Annotated in this window: 23 protein-coding genes; all 23 read right to left on the bottom strand. The window is 44.3% G+C overall.

Translation table 11 applies throughout. The features are described from left to right. Positions 1-115, bottom strand: a 115-nt coding sequence (locus tag ACI35L_RS12875; RefSeq protein ID WP_439803054.1) for a 30S ribosomal protein S2, incomplete at its 3' end; no start/stop codon positions are given. A 151-nt stretch (positions 116-266) separates the two neighbouring features. Then, the gene (locus tag ACI35L_RS12870) at positions 267-680 is read right to left on the bottom strand and encodes a hypothetical protein (protein ID WP_439803052.1); all 414 of its coding nucleotides are present in this window, start codon (positions 678-680) and stop codon (positions 267-269) included. 142 nt (positions 681-822) lie between these two features. After that, positions 823-2166 carry a FapA family protein gene (locus ACI35L_RS12865; protein ID WP_439803051.1) on the bottom strand — a complete coding sequence of 448 codons (1344 nt, stop codon included), beginning with the start codon at positions 2164-2166 and terminating at the stop codon, positions 823-825. Between the two features lie 14 nt (positions 2167-2180). Further along, positions 2181-2954 carry a FliA/WhiG family RNA polymerase sigma factor gene (locus ACI35L_RS12860; protein ID WP_439803050.1) on the bottom strand — a complete coding sequence of 258 codons (774 nt, stop codon included), beginning with the start codon at positions 2952-2954 and terminating at the stop codon, positions 2181-2183. Positions 2955-3021: 67 nt separating this feature from the next. After that, the gene (locus tag ACI35L_RS12855) at positions 3022-4998 is read right to left on the bottom strand and encodes a chemotaxis protein CheA (RefSeq protein ID WP_439803049.1); all 1977 of its coding nucleotides are present in this window, start codon (positions 4996-4998) and stop codon (positions 3022-3024) included. Positions 4999-5043: 45 nt separating this feature from the next. Then, a complete protein-coding gene (locus tag ACI35L_RS12850) occupies positions 5044-5904 on the bottom strand; it encodes a MinD/ParA family protein (protein WP_439803048.1) in 861 nt (286 codons plus the stop codon). Continuing rightward, entirely contained in the window at positions 5888-7024 is a 1137-nt protein-coding gene (flhF, locus tag ACI35L_RS12845) for a flagellar biosynthesis protein FlhF (protein WP_439803047.1), read from the bottom strand. The genes ACI35L_RS12850 and flhF overlap by 17 nt, the downstream gene beginning before the upstream one ends. Further along, positions 7021-9054 (bottom strand): flagellar biosynthesis protein FlhA, encoded by a 2034-nt coding sequence (flhA, locus tag ACI35L_RS12840; protein ID WP_439803046.1) that lies wholly within the window; start codon positions 9052-9054, stop codon positions 7021-7023. The genes flhF and flhA overlap by 4 nt, the downstream gene beginning before the upstream one ends. A gap of 38 nt (positions 9055-9092) precedes the next feature. Next, positions 9093-10178, bottom strand: a complete 1086-nt coding sequence (gene flhB, locus ACI35L_RS12835) for a flagellar biosynthesis protein FlhB (protein WP_439803045.1) — start codon at positions 10176-10178, stop codon at positions 9093-9095. Position 10179: 1 nt separating this feature from the next. Next, positions 10180-10956 (bottom strand): flagellar biosynthetic protein FliR, encoded by a 777-nt coding sequence (gene fliR, locus ACI35L_RS12830; protein WP_049671414.1) that lies wholly within the window; start codon positions 10954-10956, stop codon positions 10180-10182. A gap of 3 nt (positions 10957-10959) precedes the next feature. Then, positions 10960-11229 (bottom strand): flagellar biosynthesis protein FliQ, encoded by a 270-nt coding sequence (fliQ, locus tag ACI35L_RS12825; protein WP_049671415.1) that lies wholly within the window; start codon positions 11227-11229, stop codon positions 10960-10962. Positions 11230-11244: 15 nt separating this feature from the next. Next, the gene (gene fliP / locus ACI35L_RS12820; RefSeq protein ID WP_049671416.1) at positions 11245-11910 is read right to left on the bottom strand and encodes a flagellar type III secretion system pore protein FliP; all 666 of its coding nucleotides are present in this window, start codon (positions 11908-11910) and stop codon (positions 11245-11247) included. Then, positions 11903-12589 (bottom strand): flagellar biosynthetic protein FliO, encoded by a 687-nt coding sequence (locus ACI35L_RS12815; protein WP_439803044.1) that lies wholly within the window; start codon positions 12587-12589, stop codon positions 11903-11905. Before ACI35L_RS12815 ends, fliP begins: the two co-directional genes overlap by 8 nt. 20 nt (positions 12590-12609) lie before the next feature. Beyond that, positions 12610-12972 (bottom strand): response regulator, encoded by a 363-nt coding sequence (locus ACI35L_RS12810; protein WP_049671417.1) that lies wholly within the window; start codon positions 12970-12972, stop codon positions 12610-12612. Between the two features lie 14 nt (positions 12973-12986). Then, positions 12987-14192 carry a flagellar motor switch phosphatase FliY gene (gene fliY, locus ACI35L_RS12805; protein ID WP_439803043.1) on the bottom strand — a complete coding sequence of 402 codons (1206 nt, stop codon included), beginning with the start codon at positions 14190-14192 and terminating at the stop codon, positions 12987-12989. Further along, positions 14179-15180: a flagellar motor switch protein FliM gene (gene fliM, locus ACI35L_RS12800; protein ID WP_439803042.1), complete on the bottom strand. Its 1002-nt coding sequence runs from the start codon at positions 15178-15180 to the stop codon at positions 14179-14181. The genes fliY and fliM overlap by 14 nt, the downstream gene beginning before the upstream one ends. Positions 15181-15217: 37 nt before the next feature. Then, entirely contained in the window at positions 15218-15643 is a 426-nt protein-coding gene (gene fliL, locus ACI35L_RS12795) for a flagellar basal body-associated protein FliL (protein ID WP_439803041.1), read from the bottom strand. Next, positions 15633-15854: a flagellar FlbD family protein gene (locus tag ACI35L_RS12790; RefSeq protein ID WP_049671421.1), complete on the bottom strand. Its 222-nt coding sequence runs from the start codon at positions 15852-15854 to the stop codon at positions 15633-15635. Before ACI35L_RS12790 ends, fliL begins: the two co-directional genes overlap by 11 nt. Before the next feature lie 43 nt (positions 15855-15897). Next, the gene (gene flgG / locus ACI35L_RS12785; protein ID WP_439803040.1) at positions 15898-16692 is read right to left on the bottom strand and encodes a flagellar basal body rod protein FlgG; all 795 of its coding nucleotides are present in this window, start codon (positions 16690-16692) and stop codon (positions 15898-15900) included. Positions 16693-16837: 145 nt separating this feature from the next. Continuing rightward, entirely contained in the window at positions 16838-17476 is a 639-nt protein-coding gene (gene flgD, locus ACI35L_RS12780; RefSeq protein WP_439803039.1) for a flagellar hook assembly protein FlgD, read from the bottom strand. Positions 17477-17490: 14 nt separating this feature from the next. After that, entirely contained in the window at positions 17491-18744 is a 1254-nt protein-coding gene (locus ACI35L_RS12775) for a flagellar hook-length control protein FliK (RefSeq protein ID WP_439803038.1), read from the bottom strand. 36 nt (positions 18745-18780) lie between these two features. Beyond that, the gene (locus ACI35L_RS12770; RefSeq protein WP_439803037.1) at positions 18781-19344 is read right to left on the bottom strand and encodes a MotE family protein; all 564 of its coding nucleotides are present in this window, start codon (positions 19342-19344) and stop codon (positions 18781-18783) included. Between the two features lie 17 nt (positions 19345-19361). Continuing rightward, entirely contained in the window at positions 19362-19802 is a 441-nt protein-coding gene (gene fliJ / locus ACI35L_RS12765; RefSeq protein ID WP_439803036.1) for a flagellar export protein FliJ, read from the bottom strand.

Raw genomic sequence — 19802 nt, 5'->3', positions numbered from 1 at the left:
AGATACCATTACGCTCCGTGAAGATATATTTTTTCATTTTTGGGTTCCAACGACGAGTTTGGTGCCCGAAGTGTACACCTGCTTCAAGCAGTTGTTTCATTGAAATAACAGACATGTTTCTTCCTCCTATGGTTTTGTTTTTTCCTCCGCTTAAATCATTTTCAGGCTGAAACTGCCTCAAATGGCAGCACCATCAGTCCAAATCAATAAGCGTGTGTAATAACACCATGAAATAATATAGCATACTGTCATCTTACAATCAAGCCTTATTCATTCATTTTGATCAAAAGTTCGATTTCCGTTTTGCCTCTGCCCATTACCTTCGCAATTTGCTCTACGGTATTGCCTTGGCCCTTTAGCCTCAGTGCCTGAAGGAGGAGAAAGTTCTCTCTTGAATTCTCAGGCAGCTCTCTCTCTTTTTCCTCAGCTGACAAAGCTGCCGCACCCTCTTCTTTGCTTATCTGTCCTACATCTGCTTTCTCCACAAGAGCGGCCTTCAGCCTCCCATTATCCTCCTTCATCTCAACTAAGAAAGCTGTAAGCAGATTCTCTATATTCTCTGTGTTGGCATGCATGTTTTCTTCCATCTGGAACAGCCGGTTTTGCCGGAGATATAAGATAATAATTGCCAGGATAGCAGCCAGATTTACCATCATGCTCACGATTAGTACTAATACCATCTACCCTCTCACCCCGAATAGTCTTTTTTCCCTTAATCAACGGATAGACGGATGAGGTGTTTTCCTCCTCCGCTCCGCCCCTTTTTTGATGATTGGCAGCTCTATCATTCGTCTGAATCGCCTAAAGGTGAAACCTCTGACGTTATAAAGGATGAACAGAGATCTCCCTTCCGCTTTCCGTAAATCTGACAGATTTAAAGATTTGATTCAAAGGCTTCGTATACTTGCCAATCTGAATATGTACATTTGGGTAACAAATACCATGAACGATAATTTCAGCATCCATTTCGTTCACACCGTATTCCAGCCGCAGCCGTTCCTCCCTTATGCCAGACAGCTCCTGCTCAAGCACTTCCCTTGTTCTTTGCTGCTTCTTAAGAAGGATTGTCTCCCTGACTCCGACTGTTCCCGTTTCCTGTCTCATCACTTCAAATTTCGCTGCAATCATCGTCAGCTTCGAAATCGTTTCAAACAATTGCTTTGCCCGCATGTCTAATTCTGATTTATGCCGTTCAATCGCCTCTGTTTGTCCGATAAGAATCAGTGTGTGTGCATAATGGATGTTGCCCGCATCTCGGATTTCCACTCCTTTAACAGCTTGAATAGCTCCTCCAATTAACTGGCCCCTCCTGCACCGTATCAAGCCATAGGAGGTCACTTGGCTGTGCAGGATATAATGTTTGACCTCAATATCACCAAAAGCGAGCACATTTGCTCGATTAATATAGAGGGATTTAAGCGTAGCTCCTGCTCGAATTTGACAATCCTGTTCACCCGATATGCCCCCTTGAACATAAATGGAGCCATCCGCCTGTATATCCGAGCCTTCAATGAGACCGAAAACCTTCAAATCTCCTCCAACGCGTATTTTATAGCCCGGCGGAACATTGCCTTTAATCGTTACATTTCCGATAAATTCAATGTTTCCGACTGATAAATCTAAATCACCGTCTACCACATAAACAGGATTGACTTGAATCACATTCCAATTAAAGCTTACCTCACCATCTGAAACGGCCATGATTTCATTTCCGTGCTGAATGACATTTAGACCAAGCGTTATGGCAGCCGGCTTGCCTCTCCTAGGAAGGAGGCGGTTTCCGTATATATCTGTCCCGCACACACCCTTTTCTGGGTCTTTTATCGTCGCGATACGGTCCCCTGTTTGGACAGACGGGATATGAATGACATCTCGGAAATCAGCTCCTTCTTCTCTTCTCTCAAGCTGGGGAGATACATGAAAAATAACCCTTCCGTCCTTCCCGTTGATTGGTTGTTTTCCGCGTGCAACGAGAAAAGGCTTCAAGCTGATGTCTCCATGGCATAGGCGTACTAGCTCACCTTTCATGATTCCTGCTGTGATTCCTTGGTCATTCAGCCATTTTTCCACTTCTTCAGGCGACTCCCTGATTATGACATCTTGTTCGATATGTACCCATGCCTTCATTCGATCTCTTGATACCGTTAACGTAAATGGAATATCCACCCTGCATCCTCCACCTATAGATAGACTGATTTCTGCAATACATTGCGCAGCTTGAACAATGCACGTGAATGAATCTGCGATATCCTTGAAGTAGAAAGATTGAGAATTTGTCCAATTTCAGTCAATGTCAGCTCCTTATGATAGAACAGGTCAAGCACCAATTGTTCCTTCTCCCCTAATGTCTGGATTTGCCTTCCCATTTCAGCGATTGTTTCTTTTTTCATAAGCGCTTCCTCAGGAGATACGGCTTGCTCATCCTTTACAATAAAGGTTTGTACTTCCCCTTCCTGGTGCTCCTTTGGCTGGTCATCCATGGAGAGAACATTCGCAAAGAAATTTTCATTTGCAACAGAATTGACCTCCTCCTCTGCCATACCCAATTCCTCTGCCAGCTCTGCCATGGAGATATTCCTCATTTTCTTCTGTTCAAGCTGTTCAATGGTTGCTTCTATTAGCTTGGCCTTCTCCCTTGTGCTTCTTGGAAGCCAATCCTCTTTTCTAAGCCCGTCAATGATGGCACCGCGTATCCGAAAGGAAGCATATGTTTCAAACTTCAGGTCGCGGGATAGATCGAATTTTTCCAGCGCATCAAAAAGCCCCATCAATCCAAGGCTGCGAATATCATCTCTGTTAACGCTTTTAGGCAGATTCACAGAAATCCGCTGAACATGATAATTCACTAAAGGCAAATACTTCTTCGCCAATATATCTCCAGCCTGCTCATCACGGCCATCAAGCCAAGCATGCCAACACTGCTGTTCCTCACAAACATTTACTTGAGGCACCATGCGTTCCCCCCTGCAACTTTTTATCTATTTTTTCACATACGTCTCATTCATGAAGCCTTCTATCCTTTTAAGAATGAATCATAAACAATAGCTCCTGCACATCAACCATCCATACAGGCTTGCCACCAAGAATCGCCTTCCCTGAAATACGGGCATCAGCTTTAGATTCAAGAGGTTTAACAGCTATTTCCTGCTGTCCGATAAATTCATCCACCGCAATAGCCGCCAGCTTATTTCCCTTTTGAATAACCAAGACAGCAGCTTTTCGTGTATCCTTCAATGATGAGCTGCACAGACCAAATACTTCCCCAAGATGGATGATTGGAATGGATTCCCCTTGATAAATCATGCTAGATCCGATTCCAGATTCGTCATTGGCACCTTCAATCATGAGACAGTCAATAACCGAGATAAGCGGAAAGGCATATGTCTCTGACTTCGTTTTCACGAGCAGGGCTGGAAGCATGGAAAGGGTTAGCGGTAGTTTAATCGTAAAGCGAGATCCTACGCCCCGCATCGACTGGACCATCACTTCACCGCCCAAGGATTCAATCATGGTTTTTACTGCATCAAGCCCCACTCCACGTCCGGAAATATCCGATATTTGCTGGGCTGTTGAGAATCCAGAAGCAAATATTAGCTGGAGTTTTTCTTCCGCACTCATCCTATCTGCCTGAATAGAAGACACAATCCCCAGTTCAACAGCTCTTCTTACAATCACCTCTTCGTCAATGCCTGCACCATCATCCTCGATTTCCACCATGACATCATTCCCGCTGTTATAGGCGCGAATAGCAATGGTTCCCTCAGATGGTTTGCCTGACTGTTTTCTTGTTTTGGGATTTTCAATCCCATGATCAAGGGCATTTCTTAAGAAATGCAGCACAGAATCCCCAACTTCATTAATAATAGAACGATCAATTTCAGTTGCAGCCCCTGTTATTTCCAGCCTGACCTCCTTATCTAATTCCTTCGATAAGCGTCTAACCATCGCTGGAAAACGATTAAAAATGTCCTCGGCAGGTACCATTCGCATATTCAGCAGGATGCTCTGCATTTCTGCCGTCGTACCCGCCATGCCAGAAACAGCCTCTATCAACCGTGGATGATCAATCTCCTGAGCTAGCTTTTCTAGCCTGCTGCGGTAAATGATTAATTCCTCGAATGCCGACATTAGTCCATCTAGTCTCTCAATATTGACGCGTATCGATTTTTGGATTGGTTTATCGAGTATGTTCAGCCTTTCAGAGTGTTCTTTCCTAGCAACAGGAGAACTCTCCAAAAGCTTATTTAAAGAGATTGGGCGGATTCTGACCCTTTCGACCTCAGCGATGTCCATGATCTTTTCATGCACCTGTGCGATATCTTTCTTTGTTGTAATAGTGGCCGTAAACATCCTTTCGAAAGGCTCCTGCTCCAAATCAGCTGCTGCAGGGATTGCACGAATAATCTCCCCCATGGATTCAAGCAGCCGAAAAACCAACAGAGCACGCGCTGCTTTCATTTGGCAATCCTCTCTTAAGGAGATTTCCAGATGGTAAACATTGAATTGCCGCTTTACTGCCTCTTCCATAACGAATCGTTCATGGCTTGCATATTCAAAGAGAGCTATGCTGCGCCCTTCTTTTGCTGGTGCAGCTTCTTGATGATTGATTGTCTCTGATCGGCCACCGCTGGAGTTTTGAGACTCCAATACAGCGGCACGTGACTGGACCGTACCGTCACTCCCCTTCTCTATCAATAAGAGCTTCTCTTCCAGAGCATCTAACATTTGGAATATAGAATCGAGTAAAACAGGTGTGACAGGAAGTCGCCGGTGCCGAATTTCATCAAGGACATTCTCCATTTCGTGGGTTAACTGCGTGATATCTTCAAATTCCATCGTAGCAGCCATCCCCTTTAGCGTATGGGCTGCACGAAATATTTCATCTACCAATCTATGATTATTTGGCTGCCTTTCCAGCAGAAGCAGCTGATGATTGCATACTTGCAAGTGTTCCTTGCTCTCTTCAATAAAAATATCTAGATATTGGCCCAAATCCATTCATACTCATCCTTCCACATACGAAAAATCTCGTATCTGCCATTTCTACTGTCTATTAAAGAGATATCCTCTTACCTTGCTCATAAAGGACAACTCTTGACCAGTCCCTTTGTTTTCATTACCTAAATAGGATTGTTGTAATTGTTTAAGTGCCGTGCTCGCCCGTGCTTTTGGTTCCAGTTCCAAAAACGGAACTTGCCTCAATACCGCTCTGCTGACACTGCTGTCATCCGGAATAACTCCCAGCCTTGAGACATCCTTATTCAGGAATTTTCCGGCAGCACCTGCGAGCCTGGTCAATACCTCCTCGCCATTCTTATAGGAGGGAGCACGATTACAAATCAGATAAAAAGGAATATCAGCTGCCTGCTTCGTCAAAAATTTCATCATTGAATAAGCATCCGTAATGGCTGTCGGCTCCGGTGTCGTGATAATGAAGACTTCATTCGCCGCTATCATGAATTGAAGAGACTGGTCAGACACTCCCGCTCCCATATCCATCAAAATATAGTCATAACGCCCAAGAATTTGTTCAAATTCAGCACTGAACCGTTCAAAAAGCCGATCACTAAGGGACAATAATTGCGTTAAGCCTGTTCCGCCCCCAATATAATGGACACCACCAGGACCTTGTTCGATAATATCTGTTAAAGGAACACCCTTTTCGAAGTGGTCGGCAATTGTATATCGATTTGATTTTCCGATTAAAATATGGATATTTCCCATCCCAATATCAAAGTCAATGACCAGCACCCTGTACCGTTCCTGCGCCAGCCCAACAGCGAAATTGATGGAGAAATTGGACTTTCCAACGCCGCCTTTTCCACTTGTTACGGCAATGACCTTTCCTCGTTTCCCATTATGCTCCTCTAATCTTCGTCTCAGCATATCAGCTTGATCGGACATGCTCTCTTCCTCCAAAAACCATATTGATGATATTTTCCGGAGTTGCTGCTTGTATATCATCCGGTACATCCTGCCCATTCGTTATGTATGCAACGGGAGCAGAGTAATTCATAATGAAATTAATCATTCCGCCTAAGCTTTCTGTTTCATCTGTTTTCGTAAAGATTAGGCCATTGATATTCATGAGATCAAATTGCTCGTAAATCTTGTTCATATCCTCTTCCTTAGCAGTCGCCGCTAAAACGAGAAAGGTCTCCAGATTTAAGTCAAAATCAATGATTTTCATCAGTTCTTCGACATAGACAGAATCTCGGAAATTCCGTCCGGCTGTATCTATAAATACATGATCATAATGAGCAAAACGTTTAGATGCCTGAACGAAATCCTCCAAATTATAGGCAACCTCCAAAGGGATCCCCAATATTTGTGCATACGTCCGTAATTGCTCAATGGCAGCAATTCGATAGGTGTCTGTTGTGATGAAGGCAACTTTCCTTTGCTTATTCAACATATATTCTGCCGCTATCTTCGCTATGGTGGTTGTTTTACCTACACCAGTAGGACCGACAATCGCAATGTATTTCCGGTTCGATTCACCGCGAGGAGCAGAGAAGACTTGAAGCCTCTCTATCATGATTTTTTTTGCCAGCTGCTCAATGTCTTCCTCCGCCCATTCAGCATTGGCTAATGAACACTTCCATTCCTTAAGAAGCAATGGCATCAGATCGTCCAGCAGCCTGCTGCCAAGGCCCCGTTCTTGAAGCCGTGAGTATATGACTTTCAGTTCTTTCGGATACCATTCATACTTGTCAGGGGACTGATTTCTGGACATATTTTCCTGCAGCAGTCCCTGCATCTGTTTTAATTCCTTTAGAATCCGCTCTGACTCAATCGAATCCTCCTTTTTTACGGTATATCCTCCAGACGGAATGGTTTCTGGTGCTGGCGGCCTTTCATCGATGGCGGCTAGCACCTCCAGGCTTTTTTTCTTGAAAAGGCCGAAATATCCAGAGCTTTCGACCGTTTTTGAATTCAAGATAACGGCATCAGATCCTAATTTAGAACGAATTTGTTCCATGACCTCCTGCATGTTACTGCCAGTAAATTTCATGACCTTCATTCCATATTCACCACCCCTATTGCTTGCACCTCAATATTTGCTTCAAGCTCGTTATAAGAAAGCACCGGAAGCTGCGGGAAGTATCGGTCAATCAGTTGGCGGACATACATCCGGACAGCCGGAGAACACAATAGCACCGGCAATTGATCGAGAAGCGCATTCTCTTCAAGCCTTGTCCCTATCGATTGCAGGATTTTCTGTGAGGAATCCGGATCAATAGAGAGATAGCTTCCATGCTCTGTTTGCTGAACACTATCTGCAATCGCCTTCTCCGCTTTCCCTGATAAGGTAATAACCTTTAAGCTCTCCCCAGAGACGTATTGACTCGTTATTTGTCTAGCAAGCGCTTGCCGTACATACTCAGTCAATACATCCGGATCGTTGCTTACCCTTCCGAAATCAGCTAATGTCTCAAAGATAATCGGCAAATTGCGAATGGATACTTTTTCCTTCAAGAGCTTAGCCAATACCTTTTGGATATCCCCAACAGCCAGCGGGGAAGGAGTGACTTCCTCCACTAGGATTGGTGCTGTTTCCCTTAAATGCTCGATTAATTGTTTCGTTTCCTGACGACCAATGAGATCATAAGCATTTGCTTTAATGACCTCGGTAATATGTGTGGAAACGACAGAAGGAGGATCAACAACCGTATAGCCGAGCATTTCGGCGTATTCCTTCGTTTCTTCTGTAATCCATTTTGCCGGAAGCCCAAACGAAGGCTCCACTGTATCAATCCCTTCCACCGATTCATCATCCATCCCAGGAGCCATGGCCAAATAATGATCAAGAAGAAGCTCTCCCCGTGCCATTTCCGCCCCCTTAATCTTCAGACGGTATTCATTCGGCTTCAGCTGAATATTGTCACGGATACGTACGACCGGGATCACAAGACCGAGTTCAATGGCCAATTGCCTCCTGATCATCACAACACGGTCTAAAAGATCTCCCCCTTGGTTCGTATCCGCAAGCGGGATAAGCCCATAGCCAAATTCGAATTCAATTGGATCAATACTCAGCAAGCTGATGACACTTTCTGGACTTTTCATTTCATCCGTATCCGTTTCCTCTTCTAAAAACACTTCTGCTCCATCCTGTATCTTCTGTGCATCATTAGCCTTATAGGCACCAAGCGCGAGCAGCCCTGCAATTAAGAGGGTTAAAAACAAATTAATAGGAGTGAAAATTCCAAGAAGAAGAATAGTCCCTGCTGCTATGTATAACATTTTCGGATAAGCGAATAATTGACCTGTAATATCAGAAGCCAGGTTCCCATCCGAGGCCGCACGGGTGACAATGATTCCGGTTGCGGTTGAAATCAGGAGCGCCGGGACCTGACTGACGATACCATCACCAACGGAAAGCAGGGAGAAATGAACGGCTGCTTCGCCGAAGCTCATATCCATCTGCATAACCCCAATGACCATCCCAAAGATCAGGTTAATCATGACAATGATGATGCTCGCAATCGCATCCCCCTTCACAAATTTGCTTGCCCCGTCCATCGAACCAAAGAAATCGGCTTCGCGGGATATTTTATCCCTACGCATCCTCGCTTCCTGTTCAGATATCATGCCGGCATTCAAATCAGCGTCAATGCTCATCTGTTTCCCTGGCATGGCATCAAGCGTAAAACGGGCAGCCACTTCTGCCACACGCTCAGAGCCCTTTGTAATGACAATAAACTGAATAATAATCAAGATGAGGAAAACGACAAGACCGACCACAACTTGTCCGCCGACAACAAAGCTTCCGAACACTTCCACAACTCCCCCGGCATCTCCATGTGTGAGAATTGCCCTTGTTGTGGATATATTTAATCCAAGCCTGAATAAGGTCAACAACAGCAGCAATGATGGAAATATCGAGAATTGCAATGGTTCCTTCGTATTCATGGATGTCAATAATACTAATAAGGCAAGAGATATATTGACCATGATCAAAAAGCTTAAAAGCCATGTCGGAAGCGGAATGATTAACATAGCCACTACCATAATGACGGCTATTAGTACCGTTAAATCCCTTGCTCTCATATGCTCTCTCCCCTAACCTTTCATAAACAAACTAACGTTCATGACGTTTTGCCTTTCATTTTATATACATAGGCCAGAATCTCTGCGACCCCTTTAAAGAATTCCTCAGGGATAGCCTGGCCGACCTCCGCTTGACTATATAGAGCCCTGGCAAGCGGCCGGTTCTCCATCATGGGCACATCATTTTCTTTAGCCACGAGCTTGATTTTCTGTGCAACAAAATCCAGTCCCTTTCCGACAACGTACGGGGCATCCATCTTCTCATCGTCGTATTTCAGCGCAACGGCATAATGGGTCGGGTTGGTAATGACCACATCCGCCTTTGGAATTTCCTGCATCATTCTCGACATTGCCATTTCCTTTTGCTTTTGCTTGATTCGAGATTTTATGATGGGGTCTCCTTCCATTGTCTTGTACTCTTGTTTGATTTCCTGCTTAGACATCCTGATGCTCTTCTCATAATCAAAGCGCTGGTACAAATAATCCAGAGCCGCCAGAAATAATAAAGCTCCCGAAGCAAGCAATCCGGTCTTTACCGTTATGTCCGCAATCGTTGCAAGACTTTCTCCGATATTTTTATAGGATAGAAGCATAATCTCATCGAGTCTTTGCCAGATTGAATAAAAGGTAACCAGACCAATAATGAGAACCTTAAGTATGGACTTCAGCAATTCAACAATCGCTCTCATCGAAAAAATCCGCTTAAAGCCCTTAATTGGATTGATTTTCTCCAGCTTAAAGTGTATGGCCTCCGCCGAAAACATAGGACCCACTTGAATGAAATTAGCAAGAATGCCAGCGGCAAGGGCCGCAAGCATAATTGGTCCTATAACACTAATCATTTTGACCAGCACGCCGATAAATAGAATAGTAAGCCCATCAATCGTCAACTCAGATGTCTGGATCTCTTTAATCGGATAGACAAATAGATCAATTAATCGGTCTCGTAAGAATCCCCCGGTTATAGAAAACAGAAGGAATACTCCAAACAAGACAATCGCTGTGTTCACATCCTGACTCTTAGCAGCCTGCCCTTTCTTCCTTGAATCCTGCCGTTTCTTTGGGGTTGCCTTTTCTGTTTTCTCTCCTGAGAAATATTGCAGATCAAGTTTCAGCCAATCCATGTTATGTACCTCCAAGCAAGTGCATCAATGTGCGCAGACCTTCCAAAATCGTACCGAGCAGATCCTTGACCAAAAAGAGCAGTCCGCTCATCATCACCATCAGCAGAATAAGACCGACAAGAATCTTCACCGGAAAGCCAATCACAAAAATGTTCATCTGCGGAACAGTTCTTGCCACGATACCTAGTGCGACATCCACCAAAAAGAGACTTCCGACAATTGGAATGGCCATTTGAAAGGCAATCAGAAAGGTCGCCGAAAATGATTCAACGACAAAGGTGAGCAGCCCCTCACTTCCAAATGACATAAAACCGCTGGTAAGAGGAATGAATTGATAGCTGTAGTAAATGCCGTCAAGCAATAAATGATGGCCATTAACCGAAAGCAGAAACAAGAGGGCAAATGTGTACAGATACTGCCCAGTCAGCGGTGTCTGCACACCGGTCTGCGGGTCAATGACGCTTGCCATTGAATAGCCCATCTGAAAATCAATCAACCCTCCTGCCATCTGTATGGCAGAAAGGAGCATGTAAGCAAAGAAACCGATTGCCAATCCAACGAGGCACTCCTTCAGGATCATCAAGAAATAAAGCATATCAATCTCATAGCCCGGTGATTGGACGGAATAATACATGATCCATGCTAAAATGGCACTGATGCCGATTCTATGCATAGCAGGTATGGTCCGGTATGAGAAAATGGGCATTGTTACGAAAAAGGCTGCCACCCGAACAAAAATAAGTAGAAATACACTGAATTTAGGTACGATTTCCGCCATTTTCTATCCCACAAATTTCGTTAAATTCGAAAAGATATCAAGCGTAAAAGACATCATTCTTCCAAGCATCCATGGACCGAAGAACACGATACCAAGAAGAACCGCCGCAATCTTTGGAATAAACGCCAAAGTCTGTTCCTGAATTTGAGTAGTTGCTTGAAAAATGCTTACAATCAACCCAATCCCTAATGCCAATATCAATAAAGGCGCACTTATTATGAGAACTGTCCACACACCTCTTTCCGCCAGTGTGATGACCGTTTCTGCTGTCATATATTCTTCACCTGCCTATAAACTCTGTAATAACGACTTAACCACTAAATGCCAGCCATCCACCATCACGAATAATAAAATCTTAAAGGGCAGAGAAATCATTGTTGGCGGCAGCATCATCATCCCCATGGACATGAGCACACTTGCAACAATCATGTCGATGACCAAAAAAGGAATAAAGATCATGAAGCCTATTTGAAAGGCTGTCTTCAATTCACTTATAGCAAATGCCGGGACAAGCGTTGTAAGCGGGATATCCTCAATGGAAGCAGGTGGTTTCGCTTTCGTATAATCCAAGAATAATTGCAGGTCAGCTTGTCTCGTATGCTTGGCCATAAACTCCTTCATTGGTTCAGCTGCGCGTGAATAAGCCTCATCCAGCTTAATCTCATCCTTAAAGAGAGGCTGAAGCGCCTCTTCATTAACCTCAGAGAAGACTGGAGCCATCACGAAGAATGTGATGAATAAGGATAGGCCGATCAACACTTGGGTCGGCGGCATTTGCTGTGTTGATAAGGCTGTTCTGACAAAACCCAGCACAACGACAATACGCGTAAAACACGTCATCAAGATTAAGATACTTGGTGCAAGGGATAGGACAGTCAAGAGCAAAAGCAGCTTCACAGAAGTCGATACCGTACCGGGATCGCTTGCGCTGAATACGTTCATTACATCATTCATCCTGCCCGCTCCCCGTTTTCCTTAAATTCTCATACAGCACTTTCCGCTCCGCTTTCATGCCTTCAAGCTGTGCAGAAAGCTGACCCGCAAATGACTGTATCTCAGTCCCTCGCATTCCCTTCCTGCCCTGAAGCCATTTTGGGGCAAGGCCTGTGGAGATTGGTTCACTGCTCTCATTAAACTCGTCTATCATTCTGTTATACTCTTTCTCATCATCAATCAAATCGAGCAGCTGGACGTTTTCACCGACTCCAAGCACAAGGATTTTTTCCCCTACGCGCACGACCTGTAGAGAACGATTACCTCCAAGAGGAGCTCCGCCCATATTTTGAATCATTTGCCCGCGGTGGAATCCCCGGCTCTTCTTACCCACGAATTTCAATAGAAGGAACAAAAGACCTATAACGAAAAGGAGGGCAAAAATCATTTTGATGACATCTCCCGCCGTGATACCGACCTTTTCTCCGTCTGCAGCCTCTTGTTTGGTCATATCTTGTCCAACTCCATCGTCATCCGCCTGGCTTGTCCCGTTTGATTCCTTGTTATGATAATATTCATCTACACTCTTGCTGCCGGCATCCGTTTCGGCTGCTATAGGGAGAGCCCCCCATAAAAGCAGCGAAAACGTCAGAATGATCAAGCCGGCTGCCTTTTGGCAGTCTTTCATAAGTTGCAGCACTCGAATCTTCCTTTCTATGATTAATCGAGCACCTTGCTGATGGCTTCAAGGACACGGTCAGCAGCAAACGGCTTCACAATAAAGTCCTTAGCCCCCGCTTGGATGGCATCAATAACTAGAGCTTGCTGTCCCATTGCGGAGCACATAATAATTTTCGCATCGGGATTGATCGCACGGATCTCCTTCAAGGCTGTTATGCCATCCTTTTCCGGCATTGTAATGTCCATCGTAACCAAGTCAGGTTTAATTTCTTTATACAGCTCAACCGCTTGCTTACCATCCGCACCTTCACCGGCCACATCATAGCCGTTCTTCACGAGAATATCCTTAATCATCATCCGCATAAATGCTGCATCATCCACAATCAATATTTTATGTGCCATTAAAATCACCCTCTTTATTTCAATTTTTTCAACCGGTCGCTTTGACTAATAATATCTGTCACACGCACCCCAAAATTCTCATCAATGACAACCACTTCACCAGTGGCAATCAAGCGCTTGTTCACGAGGATATCTACTGGTTCCCCTGCTAGCTTATCCAGTTCAATGATTGAGCCCGAGGAAAGGGAGAGAATTTCTTTAACCGAACGAGTCGTTCTTCCAAGCTCCACGGTGACCTGAAGCGGAATATCAAGGAGCATATCTAGATTATTGGCTTCCTGACCCATTAGATGACGTTCAGGGGTAAAAGACGAAAATTCTACTGGCTGAACATGCACTTCTCGCGTATGCTGTACTCTTTCCTGTTGATTTCCCATCGACTCGATATCGCTATAATAACTATGACTTGCTGCAGTCTCTGTCGTTGCTTGGTTGTATGCTGAATGAAGATTGCCAGAAGGAATCGGCTCCCTCATACTGTCATCTCCTTCGTTTATATTCTTTTGTTTTAGGCGATCATCTGCACCCGTTTCGGCAGACTCCCATGAATGCTCCAGCAATTCGTCTACCATGCCCCTGGCGAAATAAAGCGGCAAAAGCTGCATAATATGAGAATCTACCAATTGACCAATGGTCAATCGAAAGGAAACCTTCACAAGCATGTCTTCCTGTGGAAGAATTTCATGACCCGCCCCTCTAGGCAAATCCATGATGCCAATAGAAGGAGGAGAAATATCAATCCGCTTATTGAAGACTGTGGACATAGCTGTGGCGGCTGACCCCATCATTTGATTCATCGCCTCCTGGATGGCGCTTAAATGAATCTCTGACAATGGTTCTGCCGGAGCCGTGCCGCTTCCCCCAAGCATTAAATCGGCAATAATCATGGCATCCGACTGTTTGATCACAAGCAGATTAGAGCCTGTAAACCCTTCTGTATATTCGACCTCAACCGCCACATACGGCTGCGGGAATTCATCCACTAGGGATTCTTTGAGAATTAGTGAGACATTCGGTGTTGTGATTTCAACCTTTTGATTTAAAAGAGTAGATAAAGCAGTAGCTGAGCTGCCAAAGGAAATATTTCCTATCTCTCCAATTGTGTCCCTGTCCATGATGGAAAAATAATCTCCTATCATGGGAGAAGCCTCACATTCCTCATTTGTGTTTTTTAATAAGGCTTCAATTTCTTCTTCTGTTAATTTCTCATGATTCATCATCCTCGCCTCCTCCTAGGTGATTTTCTACTATTTGTACGGCCATTCTCTTATTGACTCTCCCCGCCTGTCCAAGGAACTTCGGCACTTCTCCTACTGAAATACTTAACGGCTTATCAATGGGATGCCTTAGTTCAATAACATCTCCTATGGTTAAATTCAAAAAATCCAACACAGAAATTTCTGTCGGTCCAAGCTCGGCTATGATGGGAAGTTCGGCCTTCTGAACCCGGTATTCCAGCATTTGAAGCTCTACGGGTTCACGTTCTTTTTTGCTCGTCTGCATCCAGTAATGAACAGATAATTTCGGAATAATTGGTTCCAATACAACATGAGGAATGCAAATATTAATCATGCCGCTGATTTCCCCAATCGTGATACTGAAGGAAATGACCACGACTGTTTCATTTGGAGCTACCATTTGCAAGAACTGCGGATTAACCTCAAATTCTGAGAGGACAGGGTTAATATCCGCAATCGTAGACCAAGCTTCCCGCAGGTTCTCAAATGCACGCTCGAACAAATTAGACATGATTTTTGTTTCTATTTCTGTCAGGCTGTCGACCTTATTGACGCTGTCTCCTGTGCCGCCAAGCACCCGATCAAGCATAGAGTAGGCAATTCTAGGATTAACCTCCATCAAGATACGACCGTCAAGCGGCGGTACTTCAAACACATTCAGAATGGTCATTTTCGGTATGGACCTGATAAATTCCTCATATGGAAGCTGGTCTGTTGAAGTAACATTGATTTGTACATATGTGCGTAACTGTGCTGAGAAATACGTTGTAAGCAGACGGGCAAAATTCTCATGGATACGCGTAAGGCTGCGGATTTGATCCTTGGAAAATCGAAGGGCTCTCTTAAAATCATAAACTCTTACTCTCTTCTCATCTTCTTCTTTCTTAAGCTCATCAGCATCCATCTCCCCTTTGGTGATGGCAGACAATAAGGCATCAATTTCATTTTGGGATAACACTTCACTAGACAATACTTTCACCTCCTGCATTTCCGTCAACCGAGCATTGTTATTGGAGAATGGAGGATGTTGTATAAATTTGAACGATCCTTCCTTCTTGCATCAATCCATCGATTTGTTCTGTCAGCTTATCTTCTAAATCCTGCTTTGCTTTCTTCCCTTTCAGCTGATCAGCATCTATTTCCGATAATTCATTAATCACGATATCCTTAATTTGAAACTCTCTCTTCTCCAATTCTTCACGTGCTTTCTTTCCATCCGTCTCAATCATGAATGAGATTTGGATGAGTGTGTCATCATTTAAGTTAGTCGTTATTTCAGGCACCTCAACCGAATGCTTGATCACTTGCTCAATGCTGAGCTCCTCTTGACTCTCATTATTTATGTATTTTATATAATAGAAAACTGCCCCTGCACCAAGCAGGATTATTACGGCCATCAATATAGCCCCAGCAGCCATCAGCTTATTTCTCACTATCCAGAACCTCCTCTTGCGGCACCTTCAAAAGATTAACTTGCCTGTAAAAATTCATGACAGAGTGAACGAGCATTTTCTCATCATCTGCAACCACCAATTTCTTGCCGTTTGTCAATGTCAAGGTTGTATCTGGATTTGACTCAATTGATTCAATGTAAAGAGCATTTAAGTAATATTCTTTTCCATTCAGCTTTCTAACTTTAATCATATGTACAGGGCTAAAGCAGCCTTCAGCCCTTTCCTCCTAGTCCTTATCGTTTCAGATTAACAAGCTCCTGCAATATTTCATCAGATGTCGTGATAATGCGCGTGTTGGCCTGAAATCCGCGTTGCGCCACAATCATATCCGTGAATTCTTCAGATAAGTCGACATTTGACATCTCTAATCTTCCTGAAGAGAGGGTACCCCTTCCGTCCGTTCCTGAAGCTCCGATTTGTGGGGCGCCTGAGTTCACAGATTCTTGGAATAGGTTATTCCCCGCCTTCTCCAATCCGCCCGGATTACTGAATTTAGCCAGAGCAATCGTGGCTGCAACCTGATTGGCACCACCTGTTGTAACAATATTGATGTCCCCATTTTGAGCAATGCTAAAGCTTTGGAGAGCAGCGATATTCAATTGGATGTCACTGCCGTTAATATCTTGAACCTTATAGCCCTCACCCGTTACTAAAACTCCCTCTTCATCCAAGTAGAAATTACCAGCTCTTGTATAATAGTTATTCGTGCCTTCCTTCACGATGAAATAGCCGTCTCCTTGAATGCCAAGATCCAACGTCCTTGATGTATTTTGCAGGCTGCCTGCTGTATCAACGGTGTCAATGGAGGAAATCGAGCTTCCAAGACCAACCTGAACCGCATTTGTCCCCCCTCTTGCATCTGTAGATGTGCTTGCTCCCGCCGTGGTTTGACTGATCGCATCCTTAAAGGTGACGCGGCCTTTCTTAAAGCCATACGTGTTCACATTGGCAATGTTATTGCCAATGACATCTAATTTGGTTTGAAAGTTTTTCAATCCGCTAATACCTGAATACATTGAACGCAACATGTGAACATTCCCCTTTCTTTCGGCTGTCGATTGGTTTGACAGCCTGGGCTGTGCCCGTACTTCTTTCTTTAAATCGATGCCATTATGGCAAAGCCAACATACAATCCTCCATCAAAATTAGATGGTTTGCTCATTGCCCAAATCCTCAGCTGACTCGTATCAATTGGTCAATGGAAAGAATGCTTTTCTTCTCATCATTGACTTCCAGACTCAATTGCCCATCCTTTAAGAAAACGGACAATACTGCAGCTGCTGCCTCCTTTTGCTGGTCATCCAACCATGTGACATTTCTGCCGATAAGCCTGCTTGCTTCAGCAAGATTAGGGCGGTGTTCAGAATTAGAGGCATTTAAGGATGAAATATTGGCAGGGCTTAAGACGGTTCCATCCTCTAAAATGAACTCAGCTTTCCCTGAGTTAAATTGGACGGCGGCGACCGTTCCTTTCCCCTCTTGTATAGCGCCATTGCTCAATCCGTCATCTGAACGGATATTATGGTAGGTTATCTCCTTGCCAACGAATTGCGAATACCCCAGCAATAAATTTTCCGTTTGCGACTGGAGCATCGATTCAAGCACGGTATTCATATTGCTCATTTGCTCAAGACTCGAAAATGTCGCCATCTGGGAAACAAAGGCTGTATCATCCATCGGACTCGTTGGGTCTTGATTTTGCAGCTGGGTAATTAACAGTTTTAAGAAATCATCCTTATCAAGATTGCCGTTTGCTTCTCTTACTTTATTCTCAACCGAGCTGTACATCAGGCTGGTATCAATTGAGGTCACGGAATCTCCCTCCTTTATATCGTTTCATTTATTAATAATTGCTGAAGCTCATCGAGGAAGCTGGCCATTTCTAGCTCCTCTTCTTCCTTTAGCAGTTCCTGATCCTGGTCTTTCCTTTGCTGATGGTCCTTCAAAGTCTCATCAAAGGCTGCTTGTGCATCTTGCAAAATAATTCTGTCCATCTGAATACCCTGATTCGATAACGTCATCTTCAAATGGTTTAAATGAGAATCAAGTATTTCTTTCCCCTGCTGGGTATTGGCGATGATACTTGCGGTAATCTGACCATTCTTCTTGATCATTTCAATTTGCAAAGTGCCTAGATGTTCCGGTGCAAGCTGGATTTGCAGTCTTTGCAAACCATTGAAAGAGGTAAGCTTCGCCTTTGAAAGAATGGTATCCAATTGCTTCATCCATTCATTTGACTCAACCGGCTGTCCATTCTTCATGATAATCAGCGGTCCGCTATCCATTCTCTGCAGATCTTTAGCAAGAATCGTCTGATTAACGGCCATTTCCGGCATCCCGCTTCTCAGCCCAAAACTTGAATCCCGCGGCATATTATGCAGGGAGGACGAATCAGTTTTAGACTTTTGATCCTTTTCTGTGCCTTGTGCAGAAGTGAAGAGACTCCCGATCCTTTCAGACCATTTATCAAGGGCATTTGCCAGCTTTTCTTTCGATTCTAGTAAGCTTGATTCCGTCCCGTTCACCGTGCCGGCAAGGGCCGCAAGCTTGCTCCATTTCAAAATCATTTGCAAAGGCTTACGTACAGCACTGTCCATCCATACATCATCATTAATGCCCAATGACTGCTGCAGGATAGAGACAAGCATCTCCAGGCTTTTTTCATCAGGCGGGTTCATTTGGATATTCTCCGGCACCTTTATTCCTGTTAATTCTGCAAGCGTTTGAACGGCTGTCAGAACCGATTCTATCGGCTCCTCTCCAAATGAGGCAGTCAAATTGACCGGCATAATTTCCCCTGTTACATTTCCTTCTTGATATAGGGCAAGTAATTCAAAGACCTCTGGCACATCCTCCCAATCTTCTGCCTGCAGAAGTCTTATGAGCTCATTTTGCTCTGCCTCTTGTCCTTCATCAGTCATCATGACTGATTCCTTCTCCATTCCCTCCCCAGAAAGCTGTCTCTTAAGATGACCGATAAACACGGAGGTGCGTTTCTCCTTCTCCCCTACCGTCTGATGATCATCAGCCACAGGATATGATGGAAATCCATTCTGCACGGGAAATATAAACTGACTCAACTCTCCACCCCTCTTTCACTCTTTCATCTCTTGAGCTTAATCAGCCTCCGCCGAGATTTTAACCATCAGCGGTGCAGCTAAAGCTGGATCCATTTTTTCTAAAATGGCTGCTCTCGCTTCTGTTGTCACCGCAGACAGTACCTTTGCTGCCTCATCCTCTTTCATTTCCTGCAGAATGAGGGCAGCTCTCTTTGGCGCCATATGTTCATAGGTGGCAATCATTTCCCCTGCCGCCTGATTTTTTTCCCCCGCAGATTCCTCTAGATTCTTAATTGTGCTCTCAAGCTGAGCTATCGTGTGCTCACTTTTCGAAGCTTCCTGTTCCTTAGAATCGAGCATCTTTTCTAGACTTGTTAGTTCTGCCTCTGCATCTTTCAGCTTTTGATTGAGCTTCTTCAATTCCTTTGTATAGTTCTCCTCCAGCTTTTTGGGCTCCCCAGCCTCCCCCTTATCCTTCCAAATAGCCTCAGAAACCTTCTCCGGGCTGTTACCGGAGAGAAAGAAAACGGCGGCTATGCCGATACCAAACAGAAGGAGGATAACCAGTAATGTTAGAAAGATTGCCCGCAGTCCGAAGCCCTTTTTCTCGTATTCTTTCATATGCTCCCCTCCGCGACTTAGGTACGGCCCATATATTGCTGGATTGAGATTTCATCCATTTGCCGATTCTCCATTTGATTCTGCTGTTCCATAAAGACCTGTCGATCGCTTTCTTTCATCTTTTCGTATTTCTTCACTTCAATATTTTTTTCAACAAGCACCTGATGAAAGAAGTTCATTTTGTTGCGCGTCTCGACAACCCGCTTTTGATAATGACGTATCTGTCTCTCATGATTCTCAAGGAAGGACAGATTATGCCGCACCTGTTGGACAGACAGCCCTTTTTTCAGCTGCTCAGCCTGCTTATCAAGCAGTTCTTCCTTCTTTTTCAGCATGCGGTACAATCCTTCAGCTTCTGTTTCGAACTCTTTGACGGCTTCTGTATATTTCGTCTGCGATTCTGTCTTTTCTTTTTCTCTTAAGCTCATAATTTTCTCAAACTTATATCGATAGACCAT

The organism is Pradoshia sp. (genome assembly GCF_051873915.1).
Lineage (GTDB): Bacteria > Bacillota > Bacilli > Bacillales > Pradoshiaceae > Pradoshia.
The sequence above is the reverse complement of the archived record's forward strand: the minus strand, read 5'-3'. Positions and strand labels throughout refer to the sequence as shown.

Excerpts from the sequence above, each read along its gene's own strand:
- ACI35L_RS12870 (WP_439803052.1), bottom strand. The coding sequence starts at position 680 with ATGGTATTAGTACTAATCGTGAGCATGATGGTAAATCTGGCTGCTATC.
- ACI35L_RS12860 (WP_439803050.1), bottom strand. The coding sequence starts at position 2,954 with ATGGTGCCTCAAGTAAATGTTTGTGAGGAACAGCAGTGTTGGCATGCT.
- ACI35L_RS12855 (WP_439803049.1), bottom strand. The coding sequence starts at position 4,998 with ATGGATTTGGGCCAATATCTAGATATTTTTATTGAAGAGAGCAAGGAA.
- ACI35L_RS12850 (WP_439803048.1), bottom strand. The coding sequence starts at position 5,904 with ATGTCCGATCAAGCTGATATGCTGAGACGAAGATTAGAGGAGCATAAT.
- flhF (WP_439803047.1), bottom strand. The coding sequence starts at position 7,024 with ATGAAGGTCATGAAATTTACTGGCAGTAACATGCAGGAGGTCATGGAA.
- flhA (WP_439803046.1), bottom strand. The coding sequence starts at position 9,054 with ATGAGAGCAAGGGATTTAACGGTACTAATAGCCGTCATTATGGTAGTG.
- flhB (WP_439803045.1), bottom strand. The coding sequence starts at position 10,178 with ATGGATTGGCTGAAACTTGATCTGCAATATTTCTCAGGAGAGAAAACA.
- fliR (WP_049671414.1), bottom strand. The coding sequence starts at position 10,956 with ATGGCGGAAATCGTACCTAAATTCAGTGTATTTCTACTTATTTTTGTT.
- fliQ (WP_049671415.1), bottom strand. The coding sequence starts at position 11,229 with ATGACAGCAGAAACGGTCATCACACTGGCGGAAAGAGGTGTGTGGACA.
- fliP (WP_049671416.1), bottom strand. The coding sequence starts at position 11,910 with ATGAATGATGTAATGAACGTATTCAGCGCAAGCGATCCCGGTACGGTA.
- ACI35L_RS12810 (WP_049671417.1), bottom strand. The coding sequence starts at position 12,972 with ATGGCACATAAAATATTGATTGTGGATGATGCAGCATTTATGCGGATG.
- fliY (WP_439803043.1), bottom strand. The coding sequence starts at position 14,192 with ATGATGAATCATGAGAAATTAACAGAAGAAGAAATTGAAGCCTTATTA.
- ACI35L_RS12790 (WP_049671421.1), bottom strand. The coding sequence starts at position 15,854 with ATGATTAAAGTTAGAAAGCTGAATGGAAAAGAATATTACTTAAATGCT.
- flgG (WP_439803040.1), bottom strand. The coding sequence starts at position 16,692 with ATGTTGCGTTCAATGTATTCAGGTATTAGCGGATTGAAAAACTTTCAA.
- ACI35L_RS12770 (WP_439803037.1), bottom strand. The coding sequence starts at position 19,344 with ATGAAAGAATACGAGAAAAAGGGCTTCGGACTGCGGGCAATCTTTCTA.
- fliJ (WP_439803036.1), bottom strand. The coding sequence starts at position 19,802 with ATGGTCTATCGATATAAGTTTGAGAAAATTATGAGCTTAAGAGAAAAA.